The organism is Schinkia acidoalkalinis (assembly GCF_054301215.1).
In genome coordinates this window covers 1,723,550-1,742,624 of sequence record NZ_CP182573.1, presented here as the reverse complement: position 1 = coordinate 1,742,624, position 19,075 = coordinate 1,723,550, and the positions used below count along the sequence as shown (strand labels likewise).

Genomic DNA, 19,075 nt, shown 5'->3' with positions numbered 1-19,075 from the left:
AAGGTACCTGTCCCCGTGTCCCATCCTTGATAGCATAAAGACATCAAACTAAATGGAGGAATTGTTATATGATCGAACGTTATACCCGCCCTGAAATGGGAGCAATTTGGACAGAGGAAAATAAGTTTAAAGCATGGCTGGAAGTTGAAATTTTAGCTTGTGAAGCATGGGCAGAGCTTGGTGAAATTCCGAAGGAAGATGTTAAAAAGCTTCGTGAAAATGCTTCATTTAATATTGATCGCATTTATGAAATTGAACAAGACACACGTCATGATGTTGTTGCCTTTACCCGTGCCGTTTCTGAAACACTTGGCGAAGAAAGAAAATGGGTTCACTATGGTTTAACATCAACAGATGTCGTTGATACAGCTTTATCCTATTTAGTAAAGCAAGCAAATGAAATTCTAGTGAAGGATATTGAGAATTTTATCGCTATTTTAAAAGACAAAGCTATTGAACATAAGAAAACCGTCATGATGGGACGTACACATGGTGTACATGCCGAGCCGACTACTTTCGGTTTGAAATTGGCTTTATGGTATGAAGAAATGAAGCGTAATTTAGAGCGTTTCAAACGGGCGGCAGATGGAATCCGCGTTGGGAAAATTTCCGGGGCTGTTGGTACATATGCCAATATCGACCCTTTTGTAGAGCAATATGTATGTGAAAATTTAGGATTACAGGCTTCTCCAATTTCAACACAAACATTACAACGTGACCGCCATGCTGATTATATGAGCACATTGGCATTAATTGCGACTTCAATTGAAAAATTCGGCGTTGAAATTCGCGGCTTACAGAAGAGTGAAACAAGAGAAGTAGAGGAATTTTTCGCAAAAGGCCAAAAAGGTTCATCAGCGATGCCACATAAACGTAATCCAATTGGCTCAGAAAATATGGCAGGTATTGCTCGCCTAATTCGCGGCTATATGGTGACATCATATGAAAATGTTCCATTATGGCATGAACGCGACATTTCACATTCTTCAGCTGAACGCGTTATTTTACCAGATGCAACGATTGCGTTGAATTATATGTTAAACCGCTTTGCCAATATCGTGAAAAACTTAACGGTATTCCCTGAAAATATGAAGCGCAACATGGAAAGAACCTTTGGCTTAATTTATTCACAACGCGTCATGCTTGCATTGATTGATAAAGGTTTATCAAGAGAAGAAGCTTACGATACTGTACAGCCTAAAACTATGGAATCCTGGGAGAAGCAAGTTCCATTTAAATCACTTGTTGAAGCAGATGAGAAAATTACAAGCAGGCTAAACCAAGCTGAAATTGATGATTGCTTTGATTATAACTATCACCTCAAACATGTAGATATGATTTTTGAACGATTGGGCTTAAATTAAAAAAGCGGGACAAGGGGACAGGTACCTTGTCCCGGAAGATACAATTTCATAAAGGTACAAAATGGAGACAAAGGGACAAGGTACCTGTCCCCTTGTCCCATTCAAATTTCCGAATACGGGGGAATCTAAAATGGAAAAAGGGCAGTTGTTATACGAAGGAAAAGCGAAAAGAATTTATTCAACAGAAGAGGAAAATATCGTTTGGGTAGAGTACAAGGATAGTGCGACTGCTTTTAATGGCGAGAAAAAGGCGCAAATTAGCGGAAAAGGTCGCCTGAATAACACAATCACTTCCATGTTGTTTGAAAAATTAGCCGCTGCCGGTATTGAAAACCACTTTGTTGAAAAGCTTTCAGATACAGAGCAGCTTGTAAAAAAAGTGAAAATTGTTCCGCTTGAAGTTGTAGTTCGCAACGTTGCAGCAGGTAGTCTTGCAAAAAGATTAGGACTTGAAGAAGGAACGGAATTAAAAAATACAATTGTAGAATTTTACTATAAGAGTGATGAATTAGGGGATCCACTAATTAATAATGATCATATTCAAGTTCTTGAACTTGCTACAGAAGAACAATTACAGCTAATTAAAGGATTGGCTTTGAAGGTCAATGACATTTTAGTCCCATTTTTCGCTGAAAGAAATGTAAGATTAATAGATTTCAAGCTTGAATTCGGTGTGACTGCTGAAGGCAAATTGATTTTAGCCGATGAGATTTCCCCTGATACATGCCGACTTTGGGATAAAGATACTAATCAAAAACTTGATAAAGATGTATTCCGCCGTGATTTAGGAAACTTAACTGATGCATATGAAGAAATCTTAAAACGTTTAGGAGGCGCGTCCCATGTATAAAGTAAAGGTGTTTGTAACATTAAAAGAAAGTGTATTAGACCCTCAAGGAGTAGCGGTGAAAAATTCACTACACACCATGTCTTACAAAGATGTAACAGATGTCCGTATCGGTAAATATTTAGAACTAACACTTGATGAAAAAACAGCAAATGTTGAAGAAACAGTGAAAGAAATGTGTGACCGCCTACTAGCAAACCCAGTCATCGAAGATTATCGATATGAAATCGAGGAGGTTGTATCTCAGTGAGATTTGCCGTGATTGTTTTTCCAGGGTCCAATTGTGATGTCGACATGTACCATGCAATCAAGGATGAATTAGGGGAAGAAGTAGAATACGTTTGGCATACAGAATCAGATTTAAGTAGATTTGATGCAGTTCTTTTGCCAGGTGGATTCTCTTATGGAGACTACCTACGCTGCGGTGCGATTGCCCGTTTTTCAAATATTATGGAAGCCGTTATTAAAGCAGCAGAAGAAGGGAAGCCGGTTTTAGGCGTATGTAACGGTTTCCAAGTACTATTAGAATCCGGTTTACTTCCAGGTGCAATGAAACGTAACAATAATTTGAAATTTATGTGCCGCCCAGTGGAACTTGAAGTCGTGAACAATAACACGATGTTTACGAGTGGCTATGATAAGTCTGAAGTTGTAACAATCCCAATCGCCCATGGCGAAGGAAACTATGAGTGTGATGAGGCTACATTGAAAGAATTAGAAGAAAACAACCGCATCGTATTCCGTTATCATGGTACAAATCCGAACGGCTCAAAAGCCGATATTGCCGGCATTATCAATGAAAAAGGAAATGTATTAGGAATGATGCCACATCCAGAGCGTGCCGTTGATGAACTACTTGGCAGTGCGGACGGACTTAAACTATTTCAATCAATTTTAAGAAATTGGAGGGAAGCACATGTCGTTACTTCTTGAACCAACAGCAGCGCAAATTAAAGAAGAAGGTATTTACCGTGAAATGGGCTTGAATGATGAAGAATTTGCATTAGTTGAAAAAATTCTTGGTCGCCTTCCAAATTATACAGAGTTAGGCTTATTTTCAGTTATGTGGTCTGAGCATTGCAGCTACAAAAATTCTAAGCCTGTATTAAGAAAATTCCCTACAAAAGGTGAACGTGTGTTACAGGGACCTGGAGAGGGTGCCGGGATTGTTGATATCGGTGACAAACAAGCCGTTGTATTTAAAATTGAAAGCCATAACCATCCATCTGCCATTGAGCCCTATCAAGGGGCTGCAACAGGTGTCGGCGGCATTATCCGCGATGTCTTTTCAATGGGAGCACGTCCAATTGCCATCCTCGATTCACTTCGCTTTGGCGAGTTGACAACACCACGCATGAAATATCTATTTGAAGAAATTGTTCATGGAATTGCGGGATATGGAAATTGTATTGGTATTCCAACAGTCGGTGGAGAGATTCAATTTGATCCATCTTATGAAGGAAACCCACTAGTAAATGCTATGTGCGTTGGCTTAATCAATCATGAAGATATTAAGAAAGGTCAAGCCAAAGGTGTCGGCAACACTGTTCTTTATGTCGGCGCTGCCACTGGCCGTGACGGCATCCATGGGGCAACATTTGCTTCTGAGGAATTAAGCGAGGCATCTGAAGCAAAACGTCCAGCTGTTCAAGTGGGTGACCCATTTATGGAAAAGCTGCTCCTAGAAGCATGCTTGGAAATTGTTAAATGTGACGCTTTAGTTGGAATTCAGGATATGGGTGCTGCTGGCTTAACATCTTCATCAAGTGAAATGGCAAGTAAAGCCGGCTCAGGTATTGAAATGAATTTAGATTTAGTACCACAGCGTGAAACAGGCATGACAGCTTATGAAATGATGCTATCTGAATCTCAAGAGCGGATGCTTCTTGTTGTTCAAAAAGGCCGCGAGCAAGAGATTATTGATATTTGCCATAAATATGGACTTGAAGCAACAGCAATCGGTAAAGTAACCGATGATAAGAAACTTCGTTTATATCATAAAGGTGAAGTCGTTGCAGATGTACCCGTGGATGCATTAGCTGAAGACGCACCTGTATACCACAAGCCATCAAAAGAGCCTGCCTTTTTCGGAGAATTCCAAGCTATGGCTCCATATATGCCAACTGTAACAGATTACAAGGAAACACTGATCCAATTATTAAGTCAGCCTACGATTGCCAGCAAAGAATACGTATTTGACCAATACGATTATATGGTACGTACAAATACAGTTGTTGCGCCTGGCTCTGATGCAGGTGTACTAAGAATCCGCGGTACAAGAAAAGCGTTGGCTATGACAACAGACTGTAACTCACGTTATCTATATCTTGACCCAGAAGTTGGTGGGAAAATTGCTGTAGCAGAAGCTGCACGTAATATCGTTTGCTCAGGCGCTGAACCATTAGCTATAACAGACTGTCTAAACTTTGGTAATCCAGAAAAGCCAGAAATTTTCTGGCAGCTTGAAAAAGCTACAGATGGCATGAGTGCAGCATGTGTTGCCTTAAGCACACCAGTTATCGGCGGTAACGTTTCCCTTTACAATGAAACAAACGGAGAAGCGATTTATCCAACACCTGTTGTTGGTATGGTTGGATTAATTGAAGATATTGAGCATATTACAACTCAGTCTTTCAAAGAAGCGGGCGACCAAATCTATGTTATTGGCGAAGCAAAACCTGAATTTTGCGGTAGCGAGCTCCAAAAAATGTTAGAAGGAAAAATTGCAGGTCAAGCTCCTGAACTAAATCTTGAAGTAGAAGTGCAACGTCAACAGCAATTGTTATCCGCGATTAAATCTGGACTTGTTCAATCAGCACATGATATTGCTGAAGGCGGTTTAGCTGTTGCTGTAGCGGAGTGCCTAATGAATAACGACAAGTTGGGCGCCGATGTCCAAATTAAAGGTGATGCTGTTACAGCATTATTTAGTGAAACACAATCACGCTTTATTATAACTGTGAAAAAAGAAAACCAAATGCAATTTGAAGCAATTGTGAAAGACGCTCTTTTAATAGGAGAGGTCACTGAATCTGGCAAACTAACAATTGTGGATGAAAAAGAAGTAGAGTTGTTGTCTGCTGAAACAAGACAACTGAAAGATGCTTGGAAAGGAGCTATACCATGCTTGCTGAAATCAAAGGCTTAAATGAGGAATGCGGTGTATTTGGAGTTTGGGGACACCCTGACGCAGCACAATTAGCCTATTATGGCCTGCACAGCCTGCAGCATCGCGGTCAAGAAGGTGCAGGTATTGTTGTGACAGACGGTGAAACTTTGAAAATATCCAAAGGTTTAGGCTTGGTTACAGAAGTTTTTGGTATGGGCGAACTTGAAAGTTTAACAGGAAAGGCGGCCATCGGTCATGTACGCTACTCGACTGCAGGCGGCGGGGGTTATGAAAACGTTCAGCCCCTCCTGTTTAACTCACAAACTGGCAGTTTAGCATTGGCACATAACGGCAATCTAACGAATGCTGAGGCACTAAAGCATCAACTTGAGAGTCAGGGTTCAATTTTTCAAACGACATCTGATACAGAAGTGCTTGCCCATTTAATTAGACGAAGCGGCTTTATGAATGTTGAAGAACAAGTAAAGAACGCTTTACAAATGGTGAAGGGTGCTTATGCCTATTTAATCATGACTGAAAAAAAATTAATGGCAGCTCTTGATCCAAATGGATTCCGTCCGCTTTCAATTGGGCGTCTTGATGGGGCTTATGTTATTGCATCTGAAACATGTGCTTTTGATGTGATTGGGGCGAAATATGAGCGCGACGTCCTTCCAGGGGAGCTTATTATTATAGACGATACCGGTCTTAGATCTGAGCGATTTACGGGGAATGTAAATCGTACGATTTGCAGTATGGAATATATTTATTTTGCAAGACCTGACAGTAATGTGGATGGCATTAATGTTCATAAAGCCCGAAAAAAATTAGGAAAGCAAATGGCGCAAGAGGCTCCGGTTGAAGCCGATGTTGTAACAGGTGTTCCGGATTCCAGTATTTCTGCAGCGATTGGCTTTGCAGAAGCTTCAGGCATTCCATATGAGTTAGGGCTTATTAAAAACCGATATGTTGGCCGAACTTTTATTCAACCATCGCAGGAGCTCCGTGAACGCGGTGTGAAAATGAAGCTCTCACCAGTTCGTGGGGTTGTCGAAGGAAAACGTGTCGTTATGGTGGATGATTCCATTGTACGCGGTACAACGAGCAGAAGAATTGTTAATATGCTACGTGAGGCAGGAGCAACAGAAGTCCATGTTCGTATTAGTTCTCCGCCGATAGAATATCCATGTTTTTATGGGATCGATACATCTTCAAGAGAAGAGCTCATTGCCGCTTCAATGTCAATCGAGGAAATCCGTAAGGAAATTGGCGCAGACTCACTTGCCTTTCTTTCTAAAGAAGGACTGCTCGAGGCTATTGGCAGAAGCGATGCTGGAGAAAATTGCGGACAGTGTTTAGCATGTTTTACAGGAAAATATCCGACGGAGATTTATCCTAGCGAGACAAAAGCTAAAAGTAAGACTGTAAGTGGCAATTAATCAATAGAAGAGGAGAATAGTAAATGTCAAATGCTTACAAAAATGCCGGTGTAGATATAGAAGCAGGCTATGAATCTGTTAATCGCATGAAAAAACATGTAGAGCGTACGGTCCGCCCTGAAGTACTTGGTGGTTTAGGCGGTTTTGGCGGGATGTTTGATCTTTCCAAAATGAATGTGAAAGAGCCGGTGTTAATTTCTGGAACAGATGGCGTTGGCACGAAGCTTATGCTCGCTTTTATGATGGATAAGCACGATACAATCGGCATTGATTGTGTGGCAATGTGTGTGAACGATATTGTCGTCCAAGGGGCAGAGCCCCTTTATTTCCTAGATTATATTGCCTGCGGAAAAGCTGTTCCTGAACGGATCGAAATGATTGTGAAAGGCGTTGCCGAAGGCTGTGTGCAGGCAGGTAGTGCCCTCATTGGCGGAGAAACGGCCGAAATGCCAGGAATGTATGATGTCAATGAATACGATCTTGCCGGCTTTGCAGTAGGTGTTGCCGAAAAAGCTAAGCTTATTACCGGCGAAGGGATTGAAGCAGGAGATGTATTAGTAGGGATTGCTTCAAGCGGAATCCACAGCAATGGCTATTCATTAGTGCGGAAGGTGCTTTTAGAGGATGGCGGCCTCGACCTTCATGCAACCTATGAGGGCCTAAGCAGAGCATTAGGGGAAGAATTGTTGCAACCAACGAAAATCTATGTGAAGCCTGTTTTAGAATTGATCAAAAACTATGATATTAAGGGGCTTGCCCATATTACTGGCGGCGGCTTCATTGAAAATATTCCAAGAATGCTACCAGAAGGTATTGGCGTGGAAATCGATTATGATACATGGCCAATTCTGCCAATCTTTCATTTGCTTGAAAAGACCGGAAACTTAAAGCAACTAGAAATGTTCAATGTCTTTAATATGGGGATTGGTATGGTTGCAGTAGTTAAAGAAAGTGATGCAGAAGCTGTTATCGCAACGCTTGAGTCACTTGGGGAAAAAGCATATAAAATTGGCCGCGTTAAAACTGGCGCAGGGGTTTCCTTCAATGGAGGAAATTTAGAATGAAGAAAATAGCAGTTTTTGCATCTGGCAGTGGCTCTAATTTTCAAGCAATTATCGACGCAGTGAAGGCTGGAAAGCTAAACTGCGACGTTGCCTTGCTTGTTTGTGACAAACCTGGCGCATTCTGTATCGAACGGGCGGAAAAAGCAGATGTGCCGGCTTTGGCAATTTCACCAAAGAATTTTGCATCTAAAGCAGATTATGAGCAGGAAGTTTTGCAGCATTTGACGGCTAATGAAGTGGATTTCATTATTCTTGCTGGTTATATGCGCTTGATTGGTGCAACGTTGTTATCAGCTTATGAAGGAAGAATTATTAATATCCATCCGTCTCTTTTGCCGTCTTTTCCGGGAAAAGACGCAATTGGACAAGCTTTTAATGCAAAGGTGAAGATTACTGGGGTAACGGTCCATTATGTTGACGAAGGCATGGATACGGGACCGATTATTGCTCAAGAAGCGGTAAAAATGGATGAAAATGAGACACGTGAAAGTCTTGAATCAAAAATCCATCAAGTTGAGCACTTATTGTATCCAAAAGTTATTCAAAAATTATGTACGGAGGAGAAGTAGTAATGGCAATTAAACGCGCACTTGTTAGTGTTTCAAATAAAGAAGGAATCGTACCATTTGTAAAAGCACTTGTTGAAAACGGGGTTGAGGTTATCTCAACTGGCGGCACAAGTAAGACTCTACAGGAAAATGGAGTAAACGTAATCGGAATTTCAGAAGTTACTGGCTTTCCAGAAATTATGGATGGCCGTGTCAAAACATTACATCCAAATATTCATGGCGCATTACTTGCCATTCGCGATAATGAAGAACATCAAAAAGCTTTACAAGAGCATAATATTACTCCGATTGATTTAGTTGTAGTGAACTTATATCCTTTCCAAGCTACAATTGCAAAACCAAATGTAGAGTTCGCTGACGCAATCGAAAATATCGATATTGGCGGTCCAACAATGCTTCGTTCCGCTGCGAAAAACCATGGTGATGTAGCTGTCGTTGTGGATCCTGCTGACTATGACACAGTGCTCTCAGAACTTAAGGAAACAGGCGATGTAAGTGTTGAAACAAAACGCAAGCTTGCAGCAAAAGTTTTCCGTCATACGGCTGCTTATGATGCTGTGATTGCGGAATACTTAACAAAACAAGTTGGCGAGGACGATCCTGAATCATTAACGGTTACATTCGAAAAACGCCAAAACTTGCGTTACGGTGAAAATCCACACCAAAAAGCAACATTCTATAAAAAACCATTAAGCTCTGAATCTTCGATTGCAGCAGCAAATCAGCTTCATGGAAAAGAACTTTCCTATAACAATATTAATGATGCTGACACTGCTTTAAGCATTGTTAAAGAATTTACAGAACCCGCTGTTGTTGCGTTAAAGCATATGAATCCATGTGGAGTAGGCGTAGGCACAACTGTTGAGGAAGCATTTGACAAAGCCTATGCAGCGGACCCAGTTTCAATCTTCGGCGGTATTATTGCAACGAATCGTGAAGTTGATGGGGCCACAGCATTAAAAATGAAAGAAATTTTCTTGGAAATTATCATTGCACCTTCTTTCAGTGAAGAAGCGTTGGAAATCTTAACCTCTAAGAAAAACCTACGTTTATTAACTGTATCTTTTGCAGAAGATAAACAGCCTGAAAGAAAAATGACATCCATTCACGGCGGTCTTCTTGTTCAAGATGAAGATAAATTTGGTTTGGATGATGCAACCATCTCCATTCCAACAAAACGTGAACCTACTGAACAAGAGTGGAAAGATCTTAAACTTGCTTGGAAGGTCGTTAAGCATGTGAAATCAAATGCCATTGTGTTAGCGAAGGATGATATGACAATCGGCGTTGGCGCAGGCCAAATGAATCGTGTCGGCTCTGCTAAGATTGCGATTGAACAAGCGGGTGAGAAGTCCAAAGGCTCTGCAATGGGCTCTGATGCTTTCTTCCCAATGCCGGATACTGTTGAAGAAGCGGCTAAGGCTGGTGTAACAGCGATTATTCAACCAGGTGGATCTATTCGCGATGAAGACTCCATCAAGAAATGTGATGAGTTTGGCATTGCGATGGTATTTACAGGGGTACGTCATTTTAAACATTAATAAATTGGTTATAATTATAGTGAAGGCGGTGTGAGCGGATAGCTCCGCCTCTTTCATTATTTGCTATTATTTGCTATAAATATAACGAATAGGCCACAATTTGAGGACAGGACTAGGCGAGGAAGTAGCAATCTTGTCCTCATATTGGCGTTTTGCGGACAGGACTGTGCAAGGAAGCAGCAATCTTGTCCTCATATTCGTGTTTTGCGGACAGGACTGTGCAAGGAAGTAGCAATCTTGTCCTCATATTGGCGTTTTGCGGACAGGACTGTGCAAGGAAGTAGCAATCTTGTCCTCATATTCGTGTTTTGTGGACAATACTAGTCGAGGAAACTGGAATCTTGTCCTCATTTTTGCATTTTGCGGACAGGACTAGGCAAGGAAACTGGAATCTTGTCCTCATTTTTGCATTTTGCGGACAAGACTTAGCGAGGAAGCAGCAATCTTGTCCTCATATTGGCGTTTTGAGGACAGGACTAGGCAAGGAAACTGAAATCTTGTCCTCATTTTTGCATTTTGCGGACAGGACTTAGCGAGGAAGCAGCAATCTTGTCCTCATGTTCGTGTTTTGCGGACAGGACTAGGCAAGGAAACTGGAATCTTGTCCTCATTTTTGCATTTTGCGGACAAGACTTAGCGAGGAAGCAGCAATCTTGTCCTCATATTACCGTTTTGCGGACAAAGTTAAGCGTGGAGGCGGTGATTTTGTCCTCGCAATAATCAATTTGGTCAATTTGGTTTATATGATTTTTTTCACAGTAAAGGAGATGTATCTCGAGTGAAAGTACTTGTTGTAGGGCGCGGCGGCCGTGAACATGCTCTTGCATGGAAGTTTGCCCAAAGTTCAAATGTTGAAAAAGTGTATGTTGCACCTGGAAATGCAGGCATGACGAATGTTGCTGAGCTAGTTTCAATTAATGAAAATGATCATGATGCCCTTGTTCAGTTTGTAAAGGAAAAAGGCATTTCATTAACTTTTGTTGGTCCGGAAGCTCCTTTATCTGAAGGAATTGTCAATCGCTTTGAAGAAGAAGGTCTTCGTGTATTTGGACCGCACAAAGAGGCCGCTATTATCGAAGGAAGTAAATCGTTTGCAAAAGATTTAATGAAAAAATACAATATTCCAACTGCGAAATACGAAACATTTACTTCATATGAAGAGGCAAAAGCCTATATTGAAGCTGAAGGTGCTCCAATCGTAATTAAAGCAGACGGATTAGCAGCAGGTAAAGGTGTAGTAGTTGCGCTTGACTTAGAGGAAGCTCTTGCTGCGATAGACGAAATGATGAATCAAGCGAAATTTGGCGCAGCCAGCAGCAGAGTTGTTATTGAAGAATACCTTGAAGGTGAAGAATTTTCCTTTATGGCTTTTGTGAACGGTGCTAACGTTTATCCGATGGTTATTTCTCAAGACCATAAGCGCGCCTATGATGGTGATCAAGGCCCGAATACAGGAGGTATGGGTGCTTACTCTCCTGTACCGCAAATTCCTGAAGAGGTGCTAGATGAAGCGTTTAAGACAATTTTACAACCAACTGCAAATGCGATGATTGCTGAAAATCGCTCCTTTACAGGAATTTTGTATGCTGGCCTAATCTTAACGGCAAACGGTCCAAAAGTAATTGAATTCAATGCCCGTTTTGGCGACCCAGAGACCCAGGTTGTGTTGCCACGCCTTGAGAATGATTTTGCAGCGCTTATTAATGATATTTTAGATGAAAAGCCTGTTGAATTGCATTGGTCAAATGATGCTGTCATCGGTGTGGTCCTTGCTGCCAAAGGCTATCCAAATGAATATGAAAAAGGACATGTGATTCATGGTCTTTCAAATATGTCAGACGATATTTTTGTTTTTCATGCAGGAACAAAGAAAACGGAAGATTGCTTCATGACAAATGGCGGCCGTGTACTTTTAGCAGCAACAAAAGGCAGCGACCTTAGAGAGGCTCAAGCGCTTCTTTATAAACAGCTGGAAAAAATTCATTGTGATGGTCTTTTCTACCGTAAGGATATTGGATACCGTGCAATTGCACAGATGTCAAACTAGATAAAAATTTACGTGCGTCTTCTTCTCACATAAATGAAAAGAATGGCGACAATTCCGCCGATTAAAGATGCATAAACAAACGACATATCTAAAAAGTATTCCCAAAACAATACAATCATCTCCTTTGAAGTAATGAAGGGCGCTTTCGTGAACTAGACTGTGTAAGTAGGAAAAGGTATGAGTCCTACTTGCCAGTTTAGTTTTTCTTGTAATAGTGGACGGCAAGTCGTGCGCTTCTAATACAATACTCGTCCGCCATTTTAAGTAGGATTAATAATATTTTCGACCAAGGCAAGCGGTGTATCTGGGTTATTATTGTTATTGCTGTTTCCTTGGTCCCCTTGCTTTTCTTGATATTGATCAAATAGTGCGGTCAGTGGGCAAAATCTAGTAATTCCTTCCGCAATTTTCATTCCCGCCATTAATGCAACCCAGAAAAAGGAGTCACGCCATGGCTGTTTTACCATTTTTGCAGTTGCCCATGCTAGCATTGTAAAGCCAAAGGTCATCCTTATAAGCGCGTTGACGATACCTATATTTGGTTTCAATTGATTTACCTCCCAATGTTATAATAATTTTTAGTAAAAATTATCAAGCTTCTTTAGTGCTTTAAATTAAGAAATATGATACGATAAGGATACGAATGTGTAATGAGAATGGAGGATCACTATGCCTGATCGTTATCGGTGGAGGACCAAGCTCATCCGTGAACAAATTGCTGTTATAAACGGGAAAAAGTCGCCATCAATTCTTTTAAAAAATGCAACCTATTTAAATCAAGCGTTACGTAAATGGATGAAAGCTAATATTTGGATTTACGATGACCGCATTGTTTACGTAGGAAGCAATCTCCCAGAAAAAACGAATAAAACTGAAATTGTTGATTGTGAAAATTTATATATTGTACCTGGTTATATAGAACCGCATGTACATCCTTTTCAGTTATATAATCCCCATACATTCGCGCAATATGCATCGCAATGGGGAACGACAACACTGATATGTGACAACTTAATGTTTGCTTTGCACTTACCAAAAAAGAAAGCGTTTTCTTTGATAGAGGAACTATCTACACTCCCAGGCTCTATGTATTGGTGGTGCAGGTATGACTCGCAAACGGAAATTCCTAGGGAGGGACAAATTTTCTCTCCGGAAAACATTAAAGAATGGCTTGAGCATGATTTAGTGATGCAGGGTGGAGAGTTAACTTCATGGCCAAAGGTTTTGGATGGAGACGATTTGCTGCTTCATTATATGCTTGAAACAAAGTATCAAAGGAAACCAATCGAAGGTCATTTTCCGGGTGCATCGGAAAAAACATTAACAAAGATGAGGCTATTGGGTGTAGATTGTGATCATGAGTCAATGACTGGTGAAGATGTCCTCATGAGACTGACACAAGGCTATGTAACTACATTGCGGCATTCATCGATCAGGCCTGACTTGCCAAAACTATTAGATGAAATTCTTGAACTTGGCATTGACAAATTTGACCGTTTGATGTTAACAACCGATGGTTCACCGCCAGCCTTTTATAAGGATGGTATACTTGATAAACTGATTAAGATTGCAATCGATAAAGGAATACCGGAAATCGATGCGTATAATATGGCGTCCTACAATATTGCTATGCATTATAATATGGACCATCTTCATGGCATGATTGGACCAGGTAGAATTGCTCATCTCAATATCTTGGACGATATAAAAAATCCAACTCCAGTTTCAGTCATTGCCAAGGGGAAATGGGTACGTAGAGACGGTGTTCCAGTTGTAAATGTACATTCTTTTCCATGGGATCAGTATGATTTCCAACCTCAGAACTTTGATTGGGAATTAACAATGGATGATATGCAATTTTCGATGCCATTCGGAATGGAAATGATGAATTCCGTCATTATGAAGCCTTATTCCATTGGATTTGATGTTTCGGTTGATGAATTGCCGATGGATCATGATGAAAGCTTCCTAATGCTTGTTGATAAAAGAGGAAAATGGAGAATTAATACGCTGATTAAGGGATTTGCAAATAAAGTAGCCGGATTTGCGAGCTCCTATTCGAATACTGGTGATATTGTTTTAATTGGGAAAAATAAAAAAGATATGCAGAAGGCATTTCAGCGAATGAAAGAAATTGGCGGCGGTATTGTTTTAGTCGAAAATGATGAGGTCATTTATGAAATCGAATTGCAGCTAAATGGTCTTATGTCAACAAAAGATCTGGAACAATTAATAAAAGAAGAAAATGAACTGTTTACTTTATTAAAGGAAAGAGGCTATAAATTTATTGACCCTGTTTACACATTATTATTCCTATCATCAACACATTTACCTTATATACGGGTGACGCCGCAAGGAATTTTTGATGTTATGAAAAAAACAGTACTCTTCCCTTCGATTATGCGTTAAACTGATAAAGGAAAACAGAATGCGAAAGATGCTAACAAAATGACTTATCCCACAGTCCAATACCTAATCCAAGGAATTGATTGTGGGAGTCGGAATCATATCGTCCCTTGTGATTGGAACATGCGAACCGGAGGAGGGCATGTTCCGAGGGGGAATTTTGTTACGTGAGGTTGTGGGTTAAGTGAGGAATTCGATAAAAGTATTATCCACAGTTGGAATCATAGCATCAATCCTGCTGACTGGCTGCAGCAGTAAGGAAACTTCAGGTACGCCTGATGGACAACCTGCCATTCATTATATTGACCCGGAGCAAAGGAGTGACATATTGAAGAAATCGGATATTCCGTTTTCTAACTTTTATCCTTTAACCGGTGTTGGTACATATAATGAGGTGAATCAGCGTGCTTTTGCCGTGATGATCAACAATCATCCGAAGGCTAGGCCGCAATCAGGATTGCAAGACGCAGATATTGTTTATGAACTATTAGCAGAAGGCTCCATTACCAGATTTTTAGCCGTTTTCCAAAGTGAACTTCCTGATGTAGTTGGTCCTGTTCGTAGTGCCAGGGATTACTATATTTATTTAAGCAAAGGGTTAGGTGCGATTTATGTTGCTTACGGAGGAAGTCCGGAGGCATTTGACTTGCTTCAATATCGAGAGATTACGGACTATATTGGTGGGATTGTTCGTAAAGGCTATGCAGATGACCAATTTTTTTATCGTGCAAAATTTCGTAATGCTCCCCACAATGTCTATACAACAAAAGAAAACTTAATCAAGGGTGCTGAAAAGAGACATTACTCTTTAACACAGAACGTTAAGCCGTTTACATTTTTATCAGAAAAAGAAATAAAATCGATGAACGGGGCAGAGGCAAAAGAAGTTGAAGTGAAGTATTTCAATTCTTATAAAGTTCGTTATCGATATGACGACAAATTATCCAAATACGAACGCTATGTAAATGGCGATCAAAGTAAGGATCGTGAAACGGAAACGCCTATTGTCGTTGATAATATTTTAATCATTGAAGCCCCACATCATGTTATCGATAGTGCAGGTCGCAGGGATATTGAATTAGACGGCGGTGGAAGAGGGTATTTAATACAAAGGGGAATTGTCCAAGATATTGAATGGAAAAATAATGGCGGTCGGATTATTCCATATTTAAATGGGAACGAAGCTGGACTCGTTCCGGGCAAAACATGGGTTAATGTCATTCCGACTCAGCCGGGTTTAGAAAAGACGATTTCTTTTCAGATAGAAGACAAGGAGTGATATAGGTATGCAAATAGATAAACTGCGAGGAAAATCACTTGATCAGCTTTTTGAAGCCATTCTTTCCTTGGAAAATATTGAAGAGTGCTACCGATTTTTTGATGATTTATGTACGGTGAATGAAATTCAATCCTTGGCTCAAAGGCTGGAAGTTGCACGTATGTTAAGAGAAGGATTCACCTATCATCGCATTGAAACAGAAACAGGTGCAAGTACAGCAACTATTTCCAGGGTGAAAAGATGTTTGAATTATGGAAATGATGCATATACAATGGCTTTAGACCGTATCAATAAGGAAACGGAAGATACCGAAGTTGAAAAATAATATAGAAGCTAACAACAAAGTCGATTTCTCGAGGTGAGTCGGCTTTTTCTGTTTTTGTATGGAAGTTTTCATATTAAAAATTTGCTATAATACGTTTTAGTTGAGTGTAGCAGGAGGACAAAGGTAATGTATGATATAAAACAGTGGAAACACATTTTTAAGTTAGACCCGAATAAGGAAATCTCAGATCATGATCTAGAATTAATTTGTGAGTCAGGAACAGATGCGGTTATGATTGGCGGTACAGACGGAGTGACGCTTGATAATACTGTGTACATGCTTTCAAGGGTTCGCAGATATACTGTTCCATGCGTTCTTGAAGTATCTAATATAGAGTCGCTGACACCAGGGTTTGATTTTTATTTTATCCCAACGGTCTTAAATAGTACGAATACGAAGTGGATTGTTGGCTTGCATCATGAAGCTGTAAAAGAATATGGTGCTATTATGAATTGGGATGAAATTCTTGTCGAAGGCTATTGCATAGTAAATGCCGAGTCAAAAGCTGCAGTCCAAACAGAAGCCAATACGAATTTAGATGTGGACGATATTGTCGCTTATGCGAATCTAGCTGAGCGGATTTATAATCTGCCTGTATTTTATTTAGAATATAGTGGTACATATGGTGACCCTGCTGTTGTGCAAAAAGTGAAAGCAGAATTACATCGCACACAGCTTTTTTATGGCGGCGGTATTACTGATGATGATAAAGCCGCAGAAATGGCCCAATACGCAGATACCATTATTGTTGGCAATAGCATTTATGATGATCTCCCCAAAGCTTTAAAAACCGTACAAGCAGTAAAAAACTAAGTTGATTGAAAAAGGTTAGGAGTGTTTCGTTTTGCAAACAAGTGAAAGGCTATTAAGTGGGTTAAACCCTGAACAGCAAGCAGCCGTACGTGCAACAGAAGGACCATTGCTTATTATGGCTGGAGCGGGCAGTGGAAAAACGAGAGTGTTGACGCACCGGATTGCTTATTTAATGAGTGAAAAGGATGTTGCCCCATGGAATATCCTTGCGATTACATTTACAAATAAAGCTGCACGTGAAATGAAGGAACGTGTTTCAAAAATTGTCGGACCTACTGCCGAAGAAATATGGATTTCAACATTCCACTCCATGTGTGTACGAATTTTGCGACGAGATATTGATCGAATTGGCTATAATCGCAATTTCTCAATCCTTGATACAACGGATCAGCTATCGGTGATTAAGAAAATTTTGAAGGAAAAAAATAAAGACCCGAAAAAATTCGATCCAAAATCAATCCTAGGCACTATTAGCGGAGCGAAGAATGAGTTAGTTACGGCGGAAGAGTATGCCAAAACTACTGGTGACTATTATCAAAATACAGTGGCTGAAGTTTATAGCGCGTATCAGGACAGATTGAAAAAAAATCAATCATTGGATTTTGATGATCTCATCATGATGACGATTCAGCTCTTTGACCGCGTCCCAGAGGTTCTCGAATTTTATCAACGTAAGTTTCAATATATCCATGTTGATGAGTATCAGGACACAAATAGAGCGCAATATATGCTGGTAAAGCTGATGGCGGCTCGTTTTAAAAACTTATGTGTAGTCGGTGACTCGGATCAATCAATTTATCGTTGGCGCGGGGCGGATATTGCTAATATTTTATCCTTTGAAAAAGACTATCCAAATGCAACGGTAATTATGCTTGAACAAAACTATCGTTCAACAAAACGAATTCTTGAAGCAGCAAATACAGTGATTGAAAACAACGCCAATCGGAAGCCGAAAAAGCTGTGGACCGAAAATGATGAAGGTAAAAAATTGGTGTATTACCGCGGCGACAATGAACGTGATGAAGCCCATTTTGTAGCGGGGAAAATAAAAGAATTAGTAGACGAAGGAAAGTACAGTCAGCAAGATTTGGCGATTCTTTATCGGACGAATGCCCAGTCACGGGTGATGGAGGAAGTTTTACTAAAATCGAATATTCAATATACCATTGTCGGCGGCACAAAGTTCTATGATCGTAAGGAAATCAAGGACCTATTGGCATATTTGCGTTTAATTGCCAACCCTGATGATGATATAAGTCTTGCAAGGATTATTAATGTTCCAAAAAGGGGAATCGGCGCTTCAACATTGGATAAGGTCGCTGATTATGCCGTTCAGGCTGGTTTGTCGATTTATGAAGCCTTAAACGAGGTTGACTTCATCGGCCTATCAGCACGGTTTACAAATACATTAATTGAATTCCGTGACCAAATCCGCAATTGGAATCAAATGCAGGAATTTCTTTCTGTTACCGAATTAGTAGAAGAAATTCTTGAAAAAACAGGCTATCGCGATATGCTGAAAGCTGAAAAAACGTTAGAAGCGGAAGGCCGACTTGAAAATATTGATGAATTTTTATCTGTTACGAAAAACTTTGAAAAAACAAATGAGGATAAAAGCCTAGTCTCATTTTTAACAGATTTAGCGCTTATTGCTGATATTGACCAAGTGGATGAAGAAGAGGAAAATAGCCAAGACGCTGTTATTTTAATGACACTCCATTCAGCAAAAGGGTTGGAGTTCCCGGTTGTCTTTTTAATGGGCATGGAAGAGGGGGTATTCCCACATAGCCGTTCCTTAATGGATGATGAAGAAATGGAAGAGGAACGAAGACTAGCTTACGTTGGTATTACGCGTGCTGAAAATGAATTATTTTTAACAAATGCCCGGATGAGAACATTATTCGGACGGACACAAATGAACGCTGTGTCACGTTTTATCGGTGAAATTCCTGGTGAGTTGGTAGAAAATCTTGCGGAAGAAGCCGCGAAACAAGCGCAAAGGAAACCATCGACAGCATCTCCATTTGGTGTGTCAAAACCGAGACTTCAGCAATCGGTTGTTCGCCCTGTTGCTACGAATACTGGCGGCGATTTAGTAGGCTGGCGTGTCGGTGATAAAGTTGAACACAAAAAATGGGGCATTGGCACAGTTGTAAGTGTAAAAGGAGACGGTGCGGATAAAGAGCTGGATATTGCTTTTCCACAGCCAACGGGCATTAAGAGGCTGTTAGCACAATTTGCACCAATTACAAAGATTTAAGGAAGGTATGAT

General features: G+C 40.4%; 17 protein-coding genes. 15 read left to right on the top strand and 2 right to left on the bottom strand.

What is annotated here, in order from left to right; translation table 11 throughout:
• Nucleotides 1-68 precede the first annotated feature (68 nt).
• The 10 genes from purB (at nt 69) to purD (ending at nt 11,980) form a co-directional block, all read left to right on the top strand.
• A complete protein-coding gene (gene purB, locus ACNQFZ_RS09005; protein ID WP_458414940.1) occupies nt 69-1,364 on the top strand; it encodes an adenylosuccinate lyase in 1,296 nt (431 codons plus the stop codon).
• Nucleotides 1,365-1,494: 130 nt separating this feature from the next.
• Complete coding sequence (gene purC / locus ACNQFZ_RS09000; protein WP_458414939.1) at nt 1,495-2,214, top strand: phosphoribosylaminoimidazolesuccinocarboxamide synthase; 720 nt, start codon at nt 1,495-1,497, stop codon at nt 2,212-2,214.
• A complete protein-coding gene (gene purS / locus ACNQFZ_RS08995) occupies nt 2,207-2,461 on the top strand; it encodes a phosphoribosylformylglycinamidine synthase subunit PurS (RefSeq protein ID WP_458414938.1) in 255 nt (84 codons plus the stop codon). Before purC ends, purS begins: the two co-directional genes overlap by 8 nt.
• Entirely contained in the window at nt 2,458-3,144 is a 687-nt protein-coding gene (purQ, locus tag ACNQFZ_RS08990; protein ID WP_458414937.1) for a phosphoribosylformylglycinamidine synthase subunit PurQ, read from the top strand. Before purS ends, purQ begins: the two co-directional genes overlap by 4 nt.
• Complete coding sequence (gene purL, locus ACNQFZ_RS08985; protein ID WP_458414936.1) at nt 3,128-5,359, top strand: phosphoribosylformylglycinamidine synthase subunit PurL; 2,232 nt, start codon at nt 3,128-3,130, stop codon at nt 5,357-5,359. Before purQ ends, purL begins: the two co-directional genes overlap by 17 nt.
• A complete protein-coding gene (gene purF / locus ACNQFZ_RS08980) occupies nt 5,335-6,759 on the top strand; it encodes an amidophosphoribosyltransferase (RefSeq protein ID WP_458414935.1) in 1,425 nt (474 codons plus the stop codon). The genes purL and purF overlap by 25 nt, the downstream gene beginning before the upstream one ends.
• A gap of 23 nt (nt 6,760-6,782) precedes the next feature.
• Nucleotides 6,783-7,823 carry a phosphoribosylformylglycinamidine cyclo-ligase gene (gene purM / locus ACNQFZ_RS08975; protein WP_458414934.1) on the top strand — a complete coding sequence of 347 codons (1,041 nt, stop codon included), beginning with the start codon at nt 6,783-6,785 and terminating at the stop codon, nt 7,821-7,823.
• Nucleotides 7,820-8,392, top strand: coding sequence for a phosphoribosylglycinamide formyltransferase (gene purN, locus ACNQFZ_RS08970; RefSeq protein WP_458414933.1), 573 nt, complete (start codon nt 7,820-7,822; stop codon nt 8,390-8,392). The genes purM and purN overlap by 4 nt, the downstream gene beginning before the upstream one ends.
• A 2-nt stretch (nt 8,393-8,394) precedes the next feature.
• On the top strand, nt 8,395-9,933 hold the full coding sequence (gene purH, locus ACNQFZ_RS08965; RefSeq protein ID WP_458414932.1) for a bifunctional phosphoribosylaminoimidazolecarboxamide formyltransferase/IMP cyclohydrolase: 1,539 nt from the start codon (nt 8,395-8,397) through the stop codon (nt 9,931-9,933).
• Nucleotides 9,934-10,711: 778 nt separating this feature from the next.
• Nucleotides 10,712-11,980: a phosphoribosylamine--glycine ligase gene (gene purD, locus ACNQFZ_RS08960; protein ID WP_458414931.1), complete on the top strand. Its 1,269-nt coding sequence runs from the start codon at nt 10,712-10,714 to the stop codon at nt 11,978-11,980.
• An 8-nt stretch (nt 11,981-11,988) separates the two neighbouring features.
• Here purD and ACNQFZ_RS08955 read toward each other — a convergent pair whose 3' ends face one another.
• Entirely contained in the window at nt 11,989-12,099 is a 111-nt protein-coding gene (locus tag ACNQFZ_RS08955; RefSeq protein WP_458414930.1) for an EYxxD motif small membrane protein, read from the bottom strand.
• A gap of 141 nt (nt 12,100-12,240) precedes the next feature.
• A complete protein-coding gene (locus ACNQFZ_RS08950; RefSeq protein WP_458414929.1) occupies nt 12,241-12,528 on the bottom strand; it encodes a YgaP family membrane protein in 288 nt (95 codons plus the stop codon).
• 121 nt (nt 12,529-12,649) lie between these two features.
• Here ACNQFZ_RS08950 and ACNQFZ_RS08945 point away from each other — a divergent pair, with 121 nt between their 5' ends.
• The 5 genes from ACNQFZ_RS08945 to pcrA all read left to right on the top strand — a co-directional run bounded on the left by ACNQFZ_RS08945 (nt 12,650) and on the right by pcrA (nt 19,063).
• A complete protein-coding gene (locus ACNQFZ_RS08945; protein WP_458414928.1) occupies nt 12,650-14,389 on the top strand; it encodes an adenine deaminase C-terminal domain-containing protein in 1,740 nt (579 codons plus the stop codon).
• Nucleotides 14,390-14,570: 181 nt separating this feature from the next.
• Nucleotides 14,571-15,665 carry a DUF3048 domain-containing protein gene (locus ACNQFZ_RS08940; RefSeq protein ID WP_458414927.1) on the top strand — a complete coding sequence of 365 codons (1,095 nt, stop codon included), beginning with the start codon at nt 14,571-14,573 and terminating at the stop codon, nt 15,663-15,665.
• Between the two features lie 7 nt (nt 15,666-15,672).
• A complete protein-coding gene (locus ACNQFZ_RS08935; RefSeq protein WP_458414926.1) occupies nt 15,673-15,990 on the top strand; it encodes a YerC/YecD family TrpR-related protein in 318 nt (105 codons plus the stop codon).
• Between the two features lie 126 nt (nt 15,991-16,116).
• Entirely contained in the window at nt 16,117-16,803 is a 687-nt protein-coding gene (gene pcrB / locus ACNQFZ_RS08930; protein WP_458414925.1) for a heptaprenylglyceryl phosphate synthase, read from the top strand.
• Between the two features lie 31 nt (nt 16,804-16,834).
• Nucleotides 16,835-19,063 carry a DNA helicase PcrA gene (gene pcrA, locus ACNQFZ_RS08925; protein ID WP_458414924.1) on the top strand — a complete coding sequence of 743 codons (2,229 nt, stop codon included), beginning with the start codon at nt 16,835-16,837 and terminating at the stop codon, nt 19,061-19,063.
• Nucleotides 19,064-19,075: the final 12 nt, after the last annotated feature.

What these genes read in the sequence shown, in the direction of transcription:
- purB (WP_458414940.1), top strand. Translation starts at nt 69, where the DNA reads ATGATCGAACGTTATACCCGCCCTGAAATGGGAGCAATTTGGACAGAG.
- purC (WP_458414939.1), top strand. Translation starts at nt 1,495, where the DNA reads ATGGAAAAAGGGCAGTTGTTATACGAAGGAAAAGCGAAAAGAATTTAT.
- purS (WP_458414938.1), top strand. Translation starts at nt 2,207, where the DNA reads ATGTATAAAGTAAAGGTGTTTGTAACATTAAAAGAAAGTGTATTAGAC.
- purL (WP_458414936.1), top strand. Translation starts at nt 3,128, where the DNA reads ATGTCGTTACTTCTTGAACCAACAGCAGCGCAAATTAAAGAAGAAGGT.
- purF (WP_458414935.1), top strand. Translation starts at nt 5,335, where the DNA reads ATGCTTGCTGAAATCAAAGGCTTAAATGAGGAATGCGGTGTATTTGGA.
- purM (WP_458414934.1), top strand. Translation starts at nt 6,783, where the DNA reads ATGTCAAATGCTTACAAAAATGCCGGTGTAGATATAGAAGCAGGCTAT.
- purN (WP_458414933.1), top strand. Translation starts at nt 7,820, where the DNA reads ATGAAGAAAATAGCAGTTTTTGCATCTGGCAGTGGCTCTAATTTTCAA.
- purH (WP_458414932.1), top strand. Translation starts at nt 8,395, where the DNA reads ATGGCAATTAAACGCGCACTTGTTAGTGTTTCAAATAAAGAAGGAATC.
- ACNQFZ_RS08955 (WP_458414930.1), bottom strand. Translation starts at nt 12,099, where the DNA reads ATGATTGTATTGTTTTGGGAATACTTTTTAGATATGTCGTTTGTTTAT.
- ACNQFZ_RS08945 (WP_458414928.1), top strand. Translation starts at nt 12,650, where the DNA reads ATGCCTGATCGTTATCGGTGGAGGACCAAGCTCATCCGTGAACAAATT.
- ACNQFZ_RS08935 (WP_458414926.1), top strand. Translation starts at nt 15,673, where the DNA reads ATGCAAATAGATAAACTGCGAGGAAAATCACTTGATCAGCTTTTTGAA.
- pcrB (WP_458414925.1), top strand. Translation starts at nt 16,117, where the DNA reads ATGTATGATATAAAACAGTGGAAACACATTTTTAAGTTAGACCCGAAT.